This is a genomic window from Micromonospora sp. WMMB235 (assembly GCF_001855515.1).
Taxonomy (GTDB): domain Bacteria; phylum Actinomycetota; class Actinomycetes; order Mycobacteriales; family Micromonosporaceae; genus Micromonospora; species Micromonospora aurantiaca.
In genome coordinates, this window is the sequence record NZ_MDRX01000001.1 from 2,192,698 (window position 1) to 2,210,734 (window position 18,037).

The 18,037-nt window shown below is 74.6% G+C and carries 21 protein-coding genes; 10 read left to right on the forward strand and 11 right to left on the reverse strand.

The genetic code is table 11. The features are described from left to right. Window positions 1-108: 108 nt before the first annotated feature. Window positions 109-1,056, forward strand: a complete 948-nt coding sequence (locus BFV98_RS32990; protein ID WP_013474849.1) for a DUF1775 domain-containing protein — start codon at window positions 109-111, stop codon at window positions 1,054-1,056. 110 nt (window positions 1,057-1,166) lie between these two features. Here BFV98_RS32990 and BFV98_RS08800 read toward each other — a convergent pair whose 3' ends face one another. Beyond that, on the reverse strand, window positions 1,167-2,096 hold the full coding sequence (locus BFV98_RS08800; protein ID WP_013474848.1) for an ADP-ribosylglycohydrolase family protein: 930 nt from the start codon (window positions 2,094-2,096) through the stop codon (window positions 1,167-1,169). Window positions 2,097-2,169: 73 nt separating this feature from the next. Here BFV98_RS08800 and BFV98_RS08805 point away from each other — a divergent pair, with 73 nt between their 5' ends. Both BFV98_RS08805 and BFV98_RS08810 read left to right on the forward strand, forming a co-directional pair. Further along, window positions 2,170-2,859: a response regulator transcription factor gene (locus BFV98_RS08805; RefSeq protein ID WP_013285422.1), complete on the forward strand. Its 690-nt coding sequence runs from the start codon at window positions 2,170-2,172 to the stop codon at window positions 2,857-2,859. 29 nt (window positions 2,860-2,888) lie between these two features. Then, complete coding sequence (locus BFV98_RS08810; protein ID WP_176739827.1) at window positions 2,889-4,280, forward strand: HAMP domain-containing sensor histidine kinase; 1,392 nt, start codon at window positions 2,889-2,891, stop codon at window positions 4,278-4,280. A gap of 460 nt (window positions 4,281-4,740) precedes the next feature. On the opposite strand, the gene BFV98_RS08815 is transcribed toward BFV98_RS08810, so the two are convergent. Together BFV98_RS08815 and BFV98_RS08820 are read right to left on the reverse strand one after the other, a co-directional pair. Continuing rightward, window positions 4,741-5,766 (reverse strand): adenosine deaminase, encoded by a 1,026-nt coding sequence (locus BFV98_RS08815; protein ID WP_071095795.1) that lies wholly within the window; start codon window positions 5,764-5,766, stop codon window positions 4,741-4,743. Further along, on the reverse strand, window positions 5,763-6,554 hold the full coding sequence (locus BFV98_RS08820; RefSeq protein ID WP_071095796.1) for a trans-aconitate 2-methyltransferase: 792 nt from the start codon (window positions 6,552-6,554) through the stop codon (window positions 5,763-5,765). The genes BFV98_RS08815 and BFV98_RS08820 overlap by 4 nt, the downstream gene beginning before the upstream one ends. A gap of 84 nt (window positions 6,555-6,638) precedes the next feature. Between BFV98_RS08820 and BFV98_RS08825 the strand changes: the two genes are divergently transcribed. Continuing rightward, window positions 6,639-7,622, forward strand: a complete 984-nt coding sequence (locus BFV98_RS08825; RefSeq protein ID WP_013474845.1) for an aldo/keto reductase — start codon at window positions 6,639-6,641, stop codon at window positions 7,620-7,622. Window positions 7,623-7,704: 82 nt separating this feature from the next. Further along, complete coding sequence (locus tag BFV98_RS08830) at window positions 7,705-7,896, forward strand: hypothetical protein (RefSeq protein WP_013285417.1); 192 nt, start codon at window positions 7,705-7,707, stop codon at window positions 7,894-7,896. Between the two features lie 81 nt (window positions 7,897-7,977). Here BFV98_RS08830 and BFV98_RS08835 read toward each other — a convergent pair whose 3' ends face one another. The 7 genes from BFV98_RS08835 to BFV98_RS08865 form a co-directional block, all read right to left on the reverse strand. After that, window positions 7,978-8,181, reverse strand: a complete 204-nt coding sequence (locus BFV98_RS08835; RefSeq protein ID WP_007075740.1) for a cold-shock protein — start codon at window positions 8,179-8,181, stop codon at window positions 7,978-7,980. A 287-nt stretch (window positions 8,182-8,468) separates the two neighbouring features. Continuing rightward, complete coding sequence (locus tag BFV98_RS08840; protein ID WP_013285416.1) at window positions 8,469-8,741, reverse strand: DUF4235 domain-containing protein; 273 nt, start codon at window positions 8,739-8,741, stop codon at window positions 8,469-8,471. Beyond that, window positions 8,738-9,079: a DUF3618 domain-containing protein gene (locus BFV98_RS08845; RefSeq protein ID WP_013285415.1), complete on the reverse strand. Its 342-nt coding sequence runs from the start codon at window positions 9,077-9,079 to the stop codon at window positions 8,738-8,740. The genes BFV98_RS08840 and BFV98_RS08845 overlap by 4 nt, the downstream gene beginning before the upstream one ends. Beyond that, window positions 9,076-9,510: a phage holin family protein gene (locus BFV98_RS08850; protein WP_013285414.1), complete on the reverse strand. Its 435-nt coding sequence runs from the start codon at window positions 9,508-9,510 to the stop codon at window positions 9,076-9,078. The genes BFV98_RS08845 and BFV98_RS08850 overlap by 4 nt, the downstream gene beginning before the upstream one ends. Before the next feature lie 228 nt (window positions 9,511-9,738). Beyond that, complete coding sequence (locus tag BFV98_RS08855; RefSeq protein WP_013285413.1) at window positions 9,739-10,935, reverse strand: mechanosensitive ion channel family protein; 1,197 nt, start codon at window positions 10,933-10,935, stop codon at window positions 9,739-9,741. 77 nt (window positions 10,936-11,012) lie between these two features. Beyond that, a complete protein-coding gene (locus BFV98_RS08860; RefSeq protein ID WP_013285412.1) occupies window positions 11,013-11,834 on the reverse strand; it encodes a DUF1206 domain-containing protein in 822 nt (273 codons plus the stop codon). A 65-nt stretch (window positions 11,835-11,899) separates the two neighbouring features. Continuing rightward, window positions 11,900-12,259, reverse strand: a complete 360-nt coding sequence (locus BFV98_RS08865) for a hypothetical protein (protein ID WP_013285411.1) — start codon at window positions 12,257-12,259, stop codon at window positions 11,900-11,902. A 99-nt stretch (window positions 12,260-12,358) separates the two neighbouring features. On the opposite strand from BFV98_RS08865, the gene BFV98_RS08870 reads away from it, so the two are divergent. Further along, window positions 12,359-13,585: a cysteine desulfurase-like protein gene (locus tag BFV98_RS08870; protein WP_071095798.1), complete on the forward strand. Its 1,227-nt coding sequence runs from the start codon at window positions 12,359-12,361 to the stop codon at window positions 13,583-13,585. Beyond that, the gene (locus BFV98_RS08875) at window positions 13,582-13,869 is read left to right on the forward strand and encodes a GNAT family N-acetyltransferase (protein ID WP_030270315.1); all 288 of its coding nucleotides are present in this window, start codon (window positions 13,582-13,584) and stop codon (window positions 13,867-13,869) included. Before BFV98_RS08870 ends, BFV98_RS08875 begins: the two co-directional genes overlap by 4 nt. A 45-nt stretch (window positions 13,870-13,914) precedes the next feature. On the opposite strand, the gene BFV98_RS08880 is transcribed toward BFV98_RS08875, so the two are convergent. After that, on the reverse strand, window positions 13,915-15,414 hold the full coding sequence (locus BFV98_RS08880; protein ID WP_071095799.1) for a glycoside hydrolase family 3 protein: 1,500 nt from the start codon (window positions 15,412-15,414) through the stop codon (window positions 13,915-13,917). 139 nt (window positions 15,415-15,553) lie between these two features. On the opposite strand from BFV98_RS08880, the gene BFV98_RS32605 reads away from it, so the two are divergent. The 3 genes from BFV98_RS32605 (at window position 15,554) to BFV98_RS08890 (ending at window position 17,942) form a co-directional block, all read left to right on the forward strand. Next, on the forward strand, window positions 15,554-15,676 hold the full coding sequence (locus BFV98_RS32605) for a hypothetical protein (protein WP_013285408.1): 123 nt from the start codon (window positions 15,554-15,556) through the stop codon (window positions 15,674-15,676). 67 nt (window positions 15,677-15,743) lie between these two features. Further along, window positions 15,744-17,375: an ATP-dependent DNA helicase RecQ gene (locus tag BFV98_RS08885; protein WP_071095801.1), complete on the forward strand. Its 1,632-nt coding sequence runs from the start codon at window positions 15,744-15,746 to the stop codon at window positions 17,373-17,375. Window positions 17,376-17,438: 63 nt separating this feature from the next. Further along, a complete protein-coding gene (locus BFV98_RS08890; RefSeq protein WP_013285406.1) occupies window positions 17,439-17,942 on the forward strand; it encodes a hypothetical protein in 504 nt (167 codons plus the stop codon). Window positions 17,943-18,037 lie beyond the last annotated feature (95 nt).

The following is an 18,037-nucleotide window of genomic DNA, read 5'->3' on the forward strand; positions in this document are numbered from 1 at the left end:
CGTCCTCGGCGAGTTCCGTGCCGTGTTGAACCTTTTCGCCCCGCCGCCCGAACTACCAGGTGGGGCCGGAGCCGGAGCCGACCCCAGCCGAGAAGGATGGGGACGACCATGAGGATGATCCGTCAGGGCCGGTGGGCGGCTGCGCTGCTGGCGGCCGTACTCGCCGGGACGGTGGGCTGGCCGGGCGCGGCGAACGCGGCCGGGGTGACCGTCACGACCTCGCCCGCCCAGGTACGCCAGGGCGACGCGATCGAACTGTCGGTGCTGGTCCCGGCGGACAAGCCCGGCACCCGGACCACCCGGATCGAGCTGACCATGCCCGCGGACGCCCCGATCGGCGAGGTGTACCCGCTGTCGGTGCCGGACTGGGCGCCGACCATCACGACCCGCACGCTCGACCAGCCCGTCCCCGGCATGCACGCGGCCGAACTGAACCAGGTGACCCACTCGGTGAACTGGCTGCGGATGCCCGGCACCGGCACCGGGGCGGCCCGGCTGCCGCTGGGCATGGGACCGATGCCCGCCACCGACCGGCTCACGTTCACCGTGACGCAGACGTACGACGACGGCACTGTGGTCCGGTGGGCGGACCCGGCGGGTGGCGCGCACCCCGCGCCGACGCTCGACCTGCTGCCGCCGCTGCCGGGCACCGTGACGCACGACGGCGGCGCCGGTACGAACGGCGGCGCGCACGGCGGTCACGGCGCCGCGGGCGCCCCCGGCGATGCCGGTGGGGCGCAGGGCGGCGCACCGGGCGGCACGGCACCGGCGGCCGGTGCGGCGGACGACGGGCCGAGCGCGGACCTGCTGCTCGGCGGCGGCCTGCTCGCCGGGCTGGCCGGTGGCGCGGCGATCGGCTGGCTGCTCAGCCGCCGCCGGCGCGACACCATGACCCTCCCGCCCGACGACAGCCCTTCCCCCGACGAGCCCGCCGCCACCGGACGCCCGGACACGGACCCCCGCTCCGGCTCCCCCGAGCCGGCCCCCGCCCCCGCCGCCGACGTCCCCGCGACCGTCGAGCCCGTCCCCGCTGGTGGTGCGCGCCGGAACGCATGATCGACTCCACCTCGCCGAGGTGGCTGCATCCCTCCGCCGCCGACCCCGCCACTTCCCCGAACCGGCGCGCGCACCCACGACCACCACGGCCGGCGAGGGAGGGCGGGCGGTCAGGCGGGAGTGGGGAGCCAGGTGGGGAGCGGCTCGCGGGCGGTCAGCCAGCCCTCCGGCACGCCGCCCGGCGCGCCCACCCCGGTGTACGCGGCAACGATCCCGCCCACGATCGCGGCCGTGGTGTCCACGTCGCCGCCCGCCTCGACGCAGGCGCGGATCGCGGCGGGGTAGTCGTGCAGCAGCGTGGCGGCGACCCACAGCGTGAACGGCACGGTGTCCTGCGCGGTGACCCGGGAGCCGTTGCCGAGCGCGTCGGCCGCCTCGGCGGCGGAATGACCGAGCAGCGCGGCGGCCCGGCGTACGCCCCGGTGCACCTCACCGGCCGGGTCGAGCGCCCCGGCGACGGCGGTGAGCAGCCGGGCCGGGTCGGGGCGGCCGCCGTCGAGGCGGGCGCGGGCGGCGAGCGAGGCGGCGACCGCGACCGCCACCGCACCGGCGACGCCCTCCGGGTGGGCGTGTGTCACCTCGGCGGAGGCGCGGGCCTGCTCGGCGGCGCGGCGGGTGGAATCGGCGTGCCAGGCGCCGAGCGGCGCGACACGCATGGCGGCGCCGTTGCCGCAGGAGCCCTGCCCGTCGAACGCGGACGCGGCGGCCACCGGCCAGGGCGTGCCGGTGCGGATCAGCCGCAGCACCGTCACCGCGCCCGGCCCGTACCCGCGGTACGGCTCGCAGCGCTGCGCGAACGCCAGCGCCAGCCGGTCCCGGTCGATGCGGCCGTCGGCGGCCAGCTCGGCCACCACCGAGCACGCCATCTCGGTGTCGTCGGTCCACTCCCACGGCGGCGCGGGCAGCCGCCCGGCGGCGAGGTCGTCCGGGTGCCGGCCGGGGACGAAGAACTGGGAGCCGAGGGCGTCGCCCACCGACAGGCCGGCCAGCGCGTCGCGGGCGAGCGTGAGGCGGGTGTCGGGGAAGAGCGTGAACGTCATCGCCGTCCCAGCTTGCCCGGTTGGCCGGACCGCCGCAACGCGACCGGCTTGCCACGCCGAGTACGGTGCTGACGTGGCAACCGTCCTGCTGGTCGAAGACGACCACGTCGTGCGCGGCGCCATGCTGCGGTCGCTGACCGACCGGGGGCACGCGGTGCACGCGGTCGGCACCGCGCTGGACGCACTGCGCCGGGTCGCCGCGGAGACGCCGGACCTGGTAGTGCTCGACCTCGGCCTGCCCGACCTGGACGGCTCGGACGCGCTGCGCATGCTGCGCGGCATCACCGATGTGCCGATCATCATCGCCACCGCCCGCGACGACGAGCAGTCGGTGGTACGGCTGCTGCGCGCCGGGGCGGACGACTACATGGTCAAGCCGTTCACCGGGGCGCACCTGGACGCCCGGATCACCACTGTGCTGCGGCGGGCCGGCCGGGCCAGCCGTACCGTCGCGCCGGCCGTGCACACGGTCGGCGGCCTGCGGGTGGACGTGGGCGAGCGCAGCGCGGTGCTGGACGGGGAGGCGCTGGCCCTGACCCGTAAGGAATTCGACCTGCTGGCGTATCTCGCCGCGCGTCCCGGCCGGGTAGTGTCCCGGCGGGAACTCTTGGAGGAGGTATGGCGGCAGCCATCGGTCGGCGAGGACCAGACCATCGACGTTCACCTGTACTGGCTCCGCCGCAAAATGGGCGAGTCCGCGGCGAAGCCGCGCTACCTGCGCACCGTGCGGGGGGTCGGCTTCCGGCTGGTGGCGCCGGACTGAGGTTCAGCCTCGCCGGGCTCACCGCGGGGCTGTGCGGCCTGATCGCGCTCGCCTTCCTCGTCCCGCTCGGGTTCACCCTCGCCGACCGCACCCGCGAGGCGGAGCTGGCCGACGCCGCCCGCCGGGCCGCGCTGGTGACCGGCGCGCTGGCGGTCAGCACGGACACCGCGACGATCGAACGGGCGGTGGCCGCCGCGGCCGGCGACGATCCGGCCATGCGGCCGGTCGTGCACGGCATCGGCGCTGACGAGTCGGCCGGCCGCGCGAACCCGCAGGTGCTCGCCGACGCCGCCGCGCAGCGGCGGTCGGTGGTGACCGAGGTGGACGGCGGAGTGCTGCGGCTGGACCCGGTGGTGCTGGGTGACCGGGTCGCCGTGGTGGAGGTCTTCGTCCCCGACGAGGTGCTCGACTCCGGCGGCGGCGGGCGGTGGCTGCTGCTGCTCGCGATCGGTCTGGCGCTGGTCGGCGCGGCGGTCGCCGTGGTCGACCGGGTGGCGGCCCGGGCCGTGGACGCCACCGGCGACCTGGTCAAGGCGGCGCTCGCGGTGGGTGACGGCGAGCTGGGGGTACGGGTCGAGCCGACCGGCCCGCGTGAGCTGGCCGAGGCCGGGCACGCGTTCAACCGGATGACGGAACGACTGGTGGCGCTGCGCGCCGACGAGCACGAACTGGTCGCCGACCTGTCGCACCGGCTGCGTACGCCGCTGACCGCGCTGCGGCTGGACGCCGAGGCGCTGGAGTCCGACGACACGAGCATCGGCACGTTCAGCGAGGCGGAGCTGGACCGGCGGCGCGGCATCCGGCGTATCCGGCAGGCGATCGTCACGCTGGAGGGCGAGGTCGACCAGCTCATCAAGACGACCCGCAAGGCGGTCGCCCAGGAGTCGGCGCCGGCGTCGTGCGACGTGAGCGAGGTGGTCCGGGACCGGATGGTCTTCTGGTCGGCGCTGGCGGGTGACCAGAACCGGCCGCACCGGGTGGTCGGTGCGCAGTTGCGGATCCCGGCGCCGGTGCCCCGCGCCGAGCTGGCCGCCGCGCTGGACGCGGTGATCGGCAACGTGTTCCGGTACACACCGCAGGGCACCGCGTTCGAGGTGGCGGTGAGCCGCCGGGACGGCTGGGTGGCGATCCGCATCGACGACGCCGGGGCGGGCATCGCCGACCCGGACCGGGCGTTGCGCCGGGGCGAGAGCGACAAGGGTTCGACCGGGCTCGGGCTGGACATCGCCAAGCGGGTCGCGTTGCAGGCGAACGGTTCGGTGAGCATCGACCGGGCCCGGCTCGGCGGTGCGAGTGTGGTGATGCTGCTGGCCGACCCGGACGCGGCGCCCCGGCCGGTGAACCGGTTCGGGCTGGTCGGGCGGATGGCCCGGGAGGCACGCGAGCCGCGTCCGGGGCGGCGCTGGCCGCGCCCGCGCTGACCGCTGACTGTGTACGGGCGCAAGTTCTCCTTAAAGGTGGTTTAACGACGGCCGGAAAACCGGCGTGAACTGCCAGGATCGCTGACAGAACCCATCAGTTCCGTCGGCCGGGACGCCCCGTAAGACCTTCCGGCCGACGGATCATGCGCGCGGCGGGAGTCCGGTCCCCCCACACCTCGCTCCCGTCGCGCGCGCTCTCCCGTCGATCCCGGGCGCGAGGTGACCGTCATGCCACCGGCCGTCAGTCGTCTGCTCCGCTGGGCCGCCGTCATCGGCCTGGGCATCGCACTCACGCTCGCGGTCTGGCAGGACCCGGTGCTCGCGCACGGTCCCGTCCGGCCCGTGCCCGTCGCTCCCGGTCCCACTGCCGCGCTCGCCGCGCTGGCGCTGTCCGGGCTGATGCTGACCGCGCGGCGCCGGCCGCCTCGGGGATCGCGACGACCGGCACCGGTACGGCCGCTCAGCGTGCCGCGCTCGCCAGGTACGCGTCGATCTCGGCGGTGATCCGGGCCTGCTCGGCCGGCGTCAGGAACGCCGCGGCCACCGCCTCGCGGGCCAGCGCGGCCACCCCGTCCGGGCCGAGCCGCAGCAGCCGGGCGGCCACTGCGTACTCGTCGTTGAGCGTGGTGCCGAACATCGGCGGGTCGTCGGAGTTGATGCTGACCGGCACGCCGGCCTCGACCAGCCGCGGCAGCGGGTGCGCGTCCAGGCTGGGCACGGCGCGGGTGCGCACGTTGGACGTCGGCGAGATCTCCAGCGGGATCCGCCGCTCGGCGAGGTGGGTCAGCAGCGCCGGGTCCTGCGCGGCGGAGATGCCGTGGCCGATCCGCTCGGCGCCCAGTTCGCGCAGCGCGTCCCAGATCGTCTCCGGGCCGGTGGTCTCACCGGCGTGCGGCACCGAACGCAGCCCGGCCGCCCGCGCCTGGTCGAACCACGGCTTGAACTGCGGCCGGGGCACCCCGATCTCGGGGCCGCCGAGGCCGAAGCTGATCAGCCCGTCCGGTCGTTCGTCGAGTGCGATCCGCAGCGTCTGCTCGGCGGCGGGCAGGCCGGCCTCGCCGGGGATGTCGAAGCACCAGCGCAGCGCGATGCCGAAGTCGGCCTCGGCGCGCTTGCGGGCGTCCTCGATCGCCTCGCAGAACGCCGGCGCCGGGATGCCGCGGTTGACGTGCGAGTACGGCGTCACGGTCAGCTCGGCGTAGCGGACCTGCTGGCGGGCCAGTTCCCGGGCGACCTCGTGGGTGAGCAGCCAGACGTCGTCGGCGTCGCGGATCAGGTCCACGACGCTGAGGTAGACCTCGATGAAGTGGGCGAAGTCGCGGAACGCGAAGTAGTCGGCGAGCGCCTCCGGGTCGGCCGGGACCGGGCTGCGCCCCTCGTGCCGGGCGGCCAGCTCGGCGACGATCCGGGGCGAGGCCGAGCCGACGTGGTGCACGTGCAGCTCCACCTTGGGCAGTCCGGCGATGAAGGTGGGCAGGTCGGTCACGAGTTCTCCTCTGCGCGGGCGCCGGTGCGGGCCACCATGAAGATCCGGCGGAACGGGAAGTACACCTGACCCTGCCGCACCGGGTACGCCTGCGCGAGCCGTACCCCCAGCTCGGCGCGGAAGGCGGCCCAGCCGCCGGCGTCCAGCGCGGCGCGGACCGGGCGCAGCGCGGTGCCCTCCATCCAGGCCAGCACCGGGTGGTCGGCGCCGGTGGCGGGCAGCAGATGCACGTACGTAGTCTCCCAGGCGTCGACCGCGCAGCCCGCGCCGGTCAGCAGCGTGGCGTAGCCGACCGGCTCGTCGACGGGGGCCTCGCGCAGCTTCCCGGCGAGCGCGTCGCGCCACCGGTCCTGCGCGGCGACGGAGCGCAGCAGCCGGTGCGACGGCGCGTCGAAGTTGCCGGGGACCTGGAACGCCATCCAGGCGCCGGCCGGCAGCGCGGCCGCCCAGCGGCGGAGCAGGTCGCGGTGTTCCGGCACCCACTGGAGCACGGCGTTGCCGACCAGCACGTCCACGTCGGGCTCCGGCCGCCAGTCGCGGACGTCGGCCACGGCGTACGTGACCGGTCCGCCCTCGGCCGTCGCCCGGGCGATCATCTCCGGGGAGGAGTCCAGGCCGGTGACCCGGCTGCCGGGCCAGCGGGCGGCGAGCGTGGCGGTGAGGGTGCCGGGGCCGCAGCCGAGGTCGACCACGGCGCGCGGGTGCTCGGCGCCGACGCGGGCCAGCAGGTCGTGGAACGGCCGGGAGCGCTCGTCGCCGTAGCGCAGGTAGGTGCGCGGATCCCACATGACAGCCTCCAAACCGTACGTACGTCTTGTTAGACCGTACGGCCCGGCGCGCGCCACGGCAAGCCGCTCACTAGGCTCGACCGGGTGGAACAGCGCAGCTTCGACCGGCTCGGCCGGCACGTCGGCATCATCGGACTCGGCGCGTGGCAGCTCGGCGCGGACTGGGGCGAGGTCAGCGAGGACGCGGCGCTCGCCGTACTGGCCGCCGCCGTCGACGCGGGCGTCACCTTCCTGGACACCGCCGACGTGTACGGCGACGGCCGCAGCGAGGCCCTGATCGGCCGGTTCCTGCGCTCCCGCCCCGGACACGGGCTCACCGTGGCCACCAAGATGGGCCGCCGGGTCGAGCAGACGCCGGAGGCGTACACCCTCGACAACTTCCGGGCCTGGACCGACAGGTCCCGGGCCAACCTCGGCGTCGACACGCTCGACCTGGTGCAGCTGCACTGCCCGCCCACCGCCGTCTTCGCCGACGACCGGGTCTTCGACGCGCTCGACACACTCGTCGCCGAGGGACGCGTGGCCGGGTACGGCGTCAGCGTGGAGACCTGCGACCAGGCGCTCACCGCCATCGCCCGGCCCGGTGTGGCGAGCGTGCAGATCATCCTCAACGCGGTCCGGCACAAGCCGCTGGAGCGGGTGCTGCCCGCCGCCGCTGCCGCCGGGGTCGGGATCATCGCCCGGGTGCCGCTGGCGAGCGGCCTGCTCTCCGGCCGGTACGACGAGAACACCACGTTCCCGGCGAACGACCACCGCACGTTCAACCGGCACGGCGAGTCGTTCGACGTGGGCGAGACGTTCTCCGGCGTGGACTACGACAGCGGCCTGGCGGCGGTACGCCGGCTCGCGCCGCTGGTCGGCGACGACCGCACGATGGCGCAGTTCGCGCTGCGGTGGGTTCTCGACCAGCCCGGCGTCACTGTGGTGATCCCCGGCGCCCGCTCCCCCGAGCAGGCGCGGCGCAACGCCGAGGCGGCCGGGCAGCCGGCACTGACCGAGGTGGAGCTGGCCGCGGTGCGGGCCACCTACGACGAGCTGATCCGCCCGCAGGTGCACGACCGGTGGTGAGCCGGCCGTCCGGCGCGGCGTCGCCGGGCACCCGCGGCGGCGGGCATGCTGGAGCGGGACTGTCGTCGTCGGAGGGGGAACGATGAGGGGTTGGTTCCGGCTCACCCTGGGGCTGCTCGCCGTGGTGCTCGGTGCGCTGTGGACGGTGCTGGGCCTCGGGTACGTCGAGGGCAGCATCATGAGCGACCAGCGGATCTGGGCGCTGGTCGGCCCGGTGCTGGTCCTGTTCGGACTGGCCGGGCTCTGGTGGGGCATGCGGGCGCGACGCCGCTGAGGCACCGGGTAAGGCGAAGCCCCGCCTCCCGTGCGGGATGCGGGGCTTCCGGCACCGGCCGGCGCGGCCGGTGCGGTCAGCTCAGATGGGGCGGACCTGCTCGGCCTGCGGACCCTTCTGACCCTGGGCGATCTCGAACTCCACCCGCTGGTTCTCCTCCAGCGTGCGGTAGCCGCTGGTCTGGATGGCCGAGAAGTGGACGAACACGTCAGCACCCCCGCCGTCGACGGTGATGAAGCCGAAGCCCTTGTCAGCGTTGAACCACTTCACGGTTCCCTGCGCCATGTGTATCTCCTTCTAAAACTGGCGGCCGAGCACGCCGTGCGGCCGATTGGCCGTTTTCGAGCAGCGGCGCCTGAGGCGGCCCCCAATGCAGGAGACTTCTCTCAACCCACGCGTCTCTCAACAGCGTGAGACAGCAAACCACGTACGCAAAAACTTCGCACAGCCTAGCGGACGAAATTCTCCGACATGTGACCTGAAGGTCGTGCGGACGGCGCTGCGCGGCCCGCCGGAGCCATGCGAAAGGCCCCTTTCCCGCGCTCGGGAAAGGGGCCTTTCCGGCCTTTTCGTCAGTCCGGCCAGCGACCGGTCAGACGGCGTACGCCCACCGCCCCGCCCCTGTCGACGGCGGCCCGCACCACCGAGAAGATGGCCCCCTGCAGGGCCGCGGCGGCCAGCACCTCGCCCCAGCGGCGGTCCTCGTCGGTGGCGCTCGGCGCCTCGCCGTCGCCCGCCGTCACCTTCCAGACCTGACGGAAGATCGCCCCGGCGACGGCACCGGCGGCCAGGCCGAGCAGCACCCCCACCGGCTTGTACGCCGCCTTGCCGACCCTGCCACTCACCTGCGCCTCCCTCGGACGATCACCAGCACCACCGCGGTCACCAGCGCGCCGGCCGCGATGGCCGCCCACGGCAACGGGTTGCGCCCGACCGCCTCACCCTTCTCGTACGCCTGCGCCCGGACCAGCCGGGCCCGCTCCGCCGCCCGCCCGCGCACCCGGGCCGCGGTCAGCGACGCCTGCTCCCGCATCCGCGCCTTCGCCGCCTCGGCGGAGTGCCGCACCAGCGCCTTCGGATCGGCCCTGGCCGCGAGCAGCTCCATCGTCTCACCGAGCTCCACCCGGGTCCGGCGGATCTCCTCCCGGAGCGCCGCCACGTCCCCGGTCCCGTTACCGGTCATGCCCGCCTCCCGTCCTTCACCGCGGCGGTGACCGTGTCGACGTCCGCCCGAACGCTGCGGACCGCCGCCTGGGGCACCGGCGGGACGGCACGGCTGACCTGCTTCTTGCCCACCAGCGCCAGGATCCCGGCGAGCAGGAACAGCGCCACCGCCACGATCAGGGCGGCCAGCCACGCCGGCATGACAAGCGCCAGCAGCAGGATCACGGTGGCGACCAGGGCGCCGGCGCCGTAGAGCGCCATCACCCCGCCGCCGCCGAACAGACCGATCCCGATCCCGGCGTGCTTGCCCTTCTGGGTCAGCTCCGCACGGGCCAGGGCCAGCTCGTCCCGCACCAGGCGGGTGACCTGCTCGGTGGCGCGCTGTACCAGTTCGGCGGTGGACGGCTCGCTCCCGGTCCGCGACGTGCTGCGACTCGCGACGTCAGCCATGCTGTCCTCCTTTCGTCATCACCGCGCTGTATGCCCGGAGTCGCCGCCCGTCAATCCTGCGCGGAGCAGCCGGTCCGCCCGGCCGCGCGCCGCCGGAACCCGGTGCCGGGGCGTGCGCACCACGTCCCCCGCAACGGCCCGGCCAAACCCGCCCGGCCGGAAAGCCGCTCGTACGCGCCGAACCCCCGGCGCCGTGGGCGGCCGGGGGCTCCGATCGGGGGTACGGGGTCAGCGACGCGCCTCGGCGTGCTCCTCCCGGCCCACGAACACCTCGCTGCGGGCCTCGCCGTCGTCGCTGCCGCCGAAGACACGCGCATCGTCGGGCGCCTCGGTGCCGGTCGGGCGGCGTACCGGGCGGCGCGGCTGCACCGCCTGCCAGGGCAGCGGGCCGGTGGCCTCGCCGACCTCGGCGCGCAGCCGGGGCAGGGCGGTCGGGCGCTGGTCGCGTACCCAGGTCACCAGGTGCTCGCGGACCAGGCACCGCAGGTCCCACAGGCTGCCCGCGTCGGCGGCGCTGACCAGCGCGCGGACCTTGACCATGCCGCCGGTCGCGTCGGTCACCTGGAGCACGCAGACCCGGCCGTCCCACAGCTCCGTGCCCTCGCACAGGCGGCGCAACTCCTCCCGCATCGCCTGCACCGGAATCGCCCAGTCCAGCTCGAACTCGGCGGTGCCGAGCACCGCCGCCTCGGTCCGGGTCCAGTTCTGGAACGGCCGGCTGGTGAAGTACGAGGTGGGCAGGATCAGCCGGCGGTCGTCCCAGATCTGCACCACCACGTAGCTGAGCGTCAGCTCCTCGATCCGGCCCCACTCCCCCTCGACCACCACCACGTCGTCCAGGCGTACCGCGTCGCTGAACGCGAGTTGGAGACCGGCGAAGACGTTGGCGAGCAGGCTCTGTGCGGCCAGCGCGGCGACCGCGGCGATGACACCGGCGGAGGTCAGCACACCGGCGCCGACCCCGCGTACGGCCGGGAACGTCATCAGCATCACGCCGACCGTGAGGATCACGATCACCGCGATGGTGAGCCGGCGCAGCAGCACCACCTGCGTGCGCACCCGGCGGGCGTGCCTGTTGTTCGGCACGTCGACCCGGAACCGGGCCAGCGCGGTGTCCTCCGCCACCACCAGCAGCGAGGCCACCAGCCATGCGGTGGCGGCGATCGTCGCGAGCACCAGCGTGTGCAGGACGAACTGCCGCCACGGGCTGCCGACCGCGTACGCGGTGGTGAACCGGACCGCGAACTGCACCGCCGCCACGGTGAGGGCGAGCTGGAACGCGCGGTGCGCGTGCTCGGTCAGCTCGGTCATCAGCAGCGAGCGGCGGCCGAGGCGGCGGATGACGCGGTGCACCACCTGGGCCAGCACCAACGCGATCGCCGCCGCGGCGAGCGCGGCGGCGACTGTCACGACGTAACTCTGCACGAACTCTCTCTCCCTCCGACCGGGCGGGAATCGGGCAAAGGCCCAATGGTGCCCGGCGGCCCGGGTATCGACCAGGATCAGACCTTGCGGTACCGGGACTGGAAGAAGCAGTAGACACCGAACGCGGCGATGCCGAGCGCCATGAGCGCCAGCAGCCACGGCCCGTACGACTGGTCGCGCAGCGTCCGCAGCGCGGCGTCGAGGCCACGCGCCTTCTCCGGGTCGTAGTTCACAGCGGCGACCACGATCAGCAGGCCGGCGATGGCGAACACGGCGCCCCGGGAGGCGTACCCGGCCATGCCGAGCCGACGGGTGAGCTGGCGGGTCTTCGGGCTCATCTCGCCGGTCTTGAGGTTGCGCTCGAACTTCTTCTTCAGGCCGTAGACGACCATGCCGATGCCGAGCGCGGCGAGCGCGAGCCCGGCCAGGCCGACCAGCCACCGGCCGCCGTCGGAGGCCATCAGCTTCTCGGAGAGCTGCTGCTGCTGGTCGGAGGCGTTGGAGCTGGCGTCCTGGAAGACCTTGATCGCGGTCCAGCCCAGCCAGACGAACACGACGACCCGGACCACCGAGGCGATCCGTTCGAACAGTCGTTCCTTGCCGGTCCTGGACACGTGGCCGGAGATCGCCTCGAAGGCCTGCCAGATCGCCATGGCGAACAGGCCGACCGCCATCGCGATCAGGAGGAACTTCCCGAGCGGCTGTTCACCGAGAGTGCGCAGCGCGCCGTTCTGGTTTCCCTCCTCGCCCGAGTTCCCGAAGGCGATCTGCAGCGCCAGCCAGGCGAGGAGCAGGTGCACGATTCCGTATCCGATGAAGCCGGCACGGGTCAACAGTTCGAGCCACCGGCTGTTTCGAGCCTGGGCGGCGGTGGCTCCGGCGTTCCGGGTGAGAGACATGAGCCCTCAATCTCCCGGCGGGCGATTTTCCAAACGTCGCCGCCCGCCGGGACGGCCGAAACGGATCAGGCGCTGAGGTCGCGGGCGACCCGCACCACCACCTGCTGATCGTTGACGCTGTCCAGGCTGACCTGGAAGCCGGCGACCTCGGTGGCCTGCTGGCCCACTGTGAGCGAGAGCTGTTCCCCGGCGACCTCGACGGTGACCTGGTCGCCTTCGGCGCCGATCAGCTTCGCCTCGACGCCGAGGATCCGGGCGCTGGCCTCCACGCCGCGGTCGAAGGTGATCGTGCAGGCGTCCAGACCGCAGTCGGTCTCGGCACCTTCGGAGCTGCATCCGGCGAGCAGTGCGGCGCCGAGGGCGAGACCGGCGAGCAGACCGGCGGCGCGACGGGCGGGGGCGGAGGTGGCGCGTCGGATCGTCACCCGTCCAAGGATAGGCGGCGAACGCCACAGCGGCCTCGCGGGCGAGCGCGGGACGGCCACGCGGGGCAGGGCGTCCGGGGTGCGCGCTAGGGTGCCGGAATGGCTTTCGACGTCGCCCGGGTCCGGGCCGCCTACCCTGCCCTGGGCGAGGGATTCGTCCACTTCGACGGTGCCGGGGGCACCCAGACCGCCGCCGCCGTCGTCGAGGCGGTGGCCGGGGCGATGCGCGCCGCGACGGGCAACCGCAGCACCGCCTTCCTGCCCGGGCGCCGGGCGCTGGATCTGGTCGCCGGGGCGCGGGCCGCGGTCGCCGACCTGCTCGGCGCGCAGCCGTCGGGCGTGGTGCTCGGGCCGAGCGCGACAGCGCTGACGTACACGCTGGCCCGGACGCTCGGCGCCGGCTGGCGTCCGGGCGACGAGGTGGTCGTCTCCCGCCTGGACCACGACGCGAACGTCCGCCCGTGGGTGCAGGCCGCGCAGGCGTCCGGCGCCACGGTGCGCTGGGCCGAGTTCGACCCGGCGACCGGTGAGCTGCCCGCCGGCCAGTACGCCGACCTGGTCACCGAGCGCACCCGGCTGGTCGCGGTGACCGCCGGCAGCAACGCGATCGGCACCGTGCCGGACGTGGCGGCGATCGCCAAGACCGCGCACGCCGCCGGCGCGCTGGTGTGCGTGGACGGCGTGCACTCGGTGCCGCACGGCCCGACCGACCTGGCGTCGCTCGGCGCGGACTTCCTGGTGACCAGCGCCTACAAGTGGTCCGGGCCGCACCTGGCGGCGATGGTCGCCGACCCGGCGCGCTGGGAGGCGCTGCGCCCGGCGAAGCTCGTGCCCTCCGCCGACGCGGTGCCGGACCGGTTCGAGTACGGCACGCCGAGCTTCCCGCTGCTGGCCGGGGTGACGGCCGCGGTGGACCACCTGGCCGGCCTGGACCCGGAGGCGACCGGCGACCGGCGGGAGCGGGTACGCGCCGGGCTGGCAGCCGCGCAGGCGCACGAGGAGGCGGTCTTCGACCGGCTGCTCGCCGGGCTGGCCGACCGCCCGTTCGTGACCGTGTACGGCGCACCGGCGCGGCGCTGCCCGACCGTGTCGTTCCGGGTGGCCGGCCTGGCCCCGGCGCAGACCGCGGCGGCGCTGGGCGAGGCGGGCCTGTGCCTGTCGCACGGCGACTACTACGCCTACGAGTACTTCGAGGGCATGGGCCTGCGGGGCAGCGGCGGCGCCGTGCGGGCCAGCGTCTACCACTACAACACCGCCGACGAGGTGGACCGGCTGCTGGCCGAACTGGACCGGCTGGCCGGGCCCGAGGGGAGAATGATCCGGTGAGCTTTCTGGTCGAGGAGAACACCGCCGCGCGCCGCTTCGAGATCCTGGTGGACGACGCGCTGGCCGGGTTCACCGCGTACACGCTCCGGGGCGAGACGCTCGTGTTCACGCACACCGAGGTCGACGACCGGTTCCAGGGTCAGGGCGTCGGGGCCGCGCTGGTCCGGGGCGCTCTGGACCAGGTCCGCGCCCGGGGCGGCCGGATCGTGCCGCAGTGCCCGTTCGTGGCCTCGTTCATCGAGCGCCACCCGGAGTACGCCGACCTGGTGGCAGACAAGCCGTGAGGCCCGGTCCGGCCGGGGGACCTCCCCACCCGGCCGGACCGGGAGTCAGCGCGCCCCGGTCAGCACCTCGGCGGCGGCCCGTGCCGCCGCGGCGGTGGCGCCGTGGGTGGCCAGGTGCACCGCACCGGTGACCAGCTCGGGCACGCCCAGCTCGACCACCACCGCGTCCGGACGGGCGGTGAGCGCGCGGCGTACCGCGTCCCGCATCCAGTCGTGCCGGTGCAGGTCGCGCACCACGAGCACCAGCGGCCGGCCGGCGGGCGTCGCGCCCGGGTCGGCCGGTACGGCGTCGGCGGCGTAGCGGGCGGTGGTGGTGCCGGGCGCCAGGTGGGCCAGCGGTGCGGCGATGCCCCACGGCGTCTCCTCGCCGATGGCGATGTTGCGCGGGGGCGCGAACTCCACGACGTGGGCCGGACCGGTCAGCGGCAGCAGCCCGGCGTCGCCGGTGACCCGGACCGCGCGGCGGGCGGCGGCGAGCCCGATCGGTGAGCCGTCGGCGGGCGGCGTGCCGGTGGCCCGGCGGGCGCGGGCGGCGACGCTCCACGCGGCGAGCTGACCGACGCGCTTGGCCGCCTCGGCGAGCCGCTCCTCGGGCAGCTCCCCGCTGATCACCGCCGCGACGATCGCGTCGCGCAGCTCGCGGGCGTCGGCCTCGGTGGCCCGTTCCCCGCCGACGCAGATCGCGTCCGCGCCGGCCACGAGCGCGCGCACGGCGGCGCCGGTGAAGCCGTACCGGTCGGCCACCGCGCGCATCTCCACCGCGTCGGTGACCACCACGCCGCCGAAGCCCATCTCCTCGCGCAGCAGGCCGCCGAGCACGCGCGGGCTGAGCGTGGCGGGCAGCTCCGGGTCCAGCGCCGGCACCAGCAGGTGGCCGGTCATCACCGCCTGCACCCCGGCGGCCACGGCGGCGCGGAACGGGGCCAGCTCGACCGCGTCGAGACGGGCCCGGTCGCCGCCGATGCGGGGCAGGTCGTGGTGCGAGTCGACACGGGTGTCGCCGTGCCCGGGGAAGTGCTTGGCGCAGGCGGCGACGCCGCCGGCCTGGAGGCCGCGTACCCAGGCGGCGGTGTGCCGGGCGACCAGGTCCGGGTCGGCGCCGAAGGAGCGCACCCCGATGACCGGGTTGGCCGGGTTGGAGTTGACGTCGGCGTCCGGGGCGTAGTCCAGCGTGACGCCGACGGCCGCGAGTTCGGCGCCCAGGTCGCGGGCGACCTCCTCGGTCAGCGCCGGGTCGTCGACAGCGCCGAGCGCGTAGTTGCCGGGACGGGAGCTGCCCCGGGCGGACTCGATCCGGGTGACGTCGCCGGCCTCCTCGTCGATCGCCACGATGACGTCGGGCCGCTCGGCGCGCAGGTTCGCGGTGAGCGTGGCGACCTGCTCGTGGTCGACGACGTTGCGGGCGAACAGGACCACCGAGCCGAGGCCCTCGCCGAGCCAGCGGCACACCCACGGCGGCGGTGTGGTGCCGACGAACCCCGGTTGCAGGACGGCGGCGGCGAGCGCCGCCAGGTCTCCGGTCGATCCCTCGGTCCGCTCGCTCATGTGCTGTCGTACCCCCGTCTCCCCCACGGACCCGCCGGGGCCGGCGGGTGCTGACATGGTCACACCGCGCAGCTAAATAGTCAACAATCCTTACTGTTAGCCGCTGGCGCCCCCGGACCTCGCGTGGGAGAGTTCCCACATGTCCGCTCTGCCGCTCGCCGACGCCACCAGCGCCGCCGACATCCCCGGCGTACGCCTGCTCGGCCTGGTGGTCGGCGGCCTGTTCCTGCTGATCGCGATCCGGGCCATGTTCCGCCGCTGATCCGCGCCGGGCGGTGAGCGGCGGTGCCGGTTTCGCGCGGGATCGCCGGGGGTAGCTGAGGCGCTTGATGAAACTGACCACGCACTCCTCCAGCCTGCGCCGGGCGGCGCGGAACCTGTTCGGCTGGACCGCGCTGCGGCCCAACCAGCTCGCCGCCATGCGCGCCGTGATGAAGCGCCGTGACGCCCTGGTGGTGCTGCCCACCGGCGCCGGCAAGTCGGCGATCTACCAGATCCCGGCCAGCCTGATCCCCGGGCCGACTGTGGTGATCTCCCCCCTGCTGGCGTTGCAGCAGGACCAGATCGCCGCGCTCAACGAACGGCAGCGCCCGGAGCTGCGCGCGGTGCGGATCAGCTCGGACGAGAGCGCCGCCCAGCAGGCCGAGGCGATCGAGGACATCCGCGCCGGGCGCGCGGAGTTCCTGTTCATCACGCCGGAGGCGCTGAGCAACCCGGACCGGCTCGCCGAGGTCCGCGAGCTGAAGCCGGCGCTGGTGGCGATCGACGAGGCGCACTGCATCTCCGCGTGGGGCCACGACTTCCGGCCGGACTACCTGACGCTCGGTCACCTGATCGACGGTCTCGGCCGCCCGCCGGTGGTGGCGCTCACCGCGACCGCCTCCCCGCCGGTACGCGACGACATCATCGCCCGGCTGCGGCTGCGCGAGCCGGAGGTGGTGGTCTCCGGGCTGGACCGGCCCAACCTCTTCCTGGAGGTGGCCCACTGCCCGACCGACGACTACCGGTGGCGGCGGCTGATCGCGCTGCTGCGCGACGACGAGCGGCCCGGCATCATCTACGTGCCGACGCGGCGGGCGGCCGAGGAACTGGCCGAGCGGCTCACCGGCGCCGGTTTCCCGGCCGAGTTCTACCACGGCGGCATGCCCACCGCGGCCCGGCACGAGCTGCACGAGGCGTTCCTCGCCGACCGGGTGCCGATCATGGTGGCCACGTCGGCGTTCGGCATGGGGATCGACAAGCCGAACATCGCCTGGGTGGTGCACATGGCGCTGCCCGACTCGCCGGACAGCTACTTCCAGGAGATCGGCCGGGCCGGGCGCGACGGCTCGCCGGCCCGGGTGCTGCTGCTGTGGCGCGCCGAGGACGTCGGCCTCCAGCGTTACTTCAGCGGCGGTCTGCCGGACGAGAAGGAACTGACCGAACTCGCCGCGGTGCTGCGCGGCAAGGCCCGCACCCGCAAGGAGCTGCGCGAGCTGACCGGCCTCGGTCCGCGCAAGCTGGGGCAGTACCTGTCCCTGCTGGAGCAGGTCGGCGCCGCCGAGCCACGGGCCAAGCAGCGCATCGGCGCACCCCGGTACGCGCCGGCGGCCGCCGACTCCGGCCGCGCCGCGCTGGCCGAGGCGGAACGGCAGCAGACAGTGACCCGGTCGCGCACCGACATGATGCGCGCCTTCGCCGAGACCACCGGCTGCCGGGGGCAGGCCCTGCTGGCGTACTTCGGTGAGCAGATGCACGAGGTCTGCGGGCACTGCGACAACTGCCACGCGGGCACCAGTGTGGCGGGTGACGGCGCGGTCGGGCCGTTCCCGGTGCACAGCCAGGTACGCCACCCGGAGTGGGGCGCCGGTCTGGTGCTCAGCTACGAGGAGGACCGGATGACGGTGCTCTTCGACGAGGTGGGCTACAAGACGCTGTCCGTGCGCGTGGTGTCCGAACAGGGCCTGCTGGAGCTGGACTAGCCTGACCCGGGCGCCGCGGGGGCGCCCGTCGACAACGATGACCACGGCGAAAGGGGCCTGATCGTGATCGAGCAGCCGGCGTACACCCGGTTCGGCGTCTCCGACGAGGAGTGGGGACTGCTTGTGGGGCTGCCGCAGTCGGTGCTCACCGCGGCGGCCGCCGCCGAGTCCGACGGCACCCGTCGCACCATGGCCGAGAACGCCGCCGGGCTGGAGACCATCGCCGCCGGCCGGGAGTCGGCCAGCCCGCTGGTCGCCGCGGTGGCCGGTGAGGTCGTCGACCGGGTGGGCGACCCGGAGACCGGCGCGGAGCTGCCGGTGATCACGCCGCAGGACCCGAAGGCGATGATCGAGGACGTGCTGGCCCGGGCCGGGCAGGCGTCCGCGCTGCTCGCCGCGCGGGTGGACGAGGGGCAGGCCGGGGCGTACCGGCACTGGCTGGTGGACATCGCCGAGCAGGTGGTGGGCGCGGCCTCCACCGGCGGCATCCTGGGCCTCGGCGGCGACGCGGTGACCGATTCCGAGCGCCGTTTCCGCGACCGGCTGTCCCAGGTGCTGAACGACTGAACGGACTCCTAACAGAGGTTTCCCCGGTCCGTCAATGACGGACGTCACGGCCCCACGGGTGTCGCTTTTCGGCCCCGTGGGGCGTCCTGTTTGTG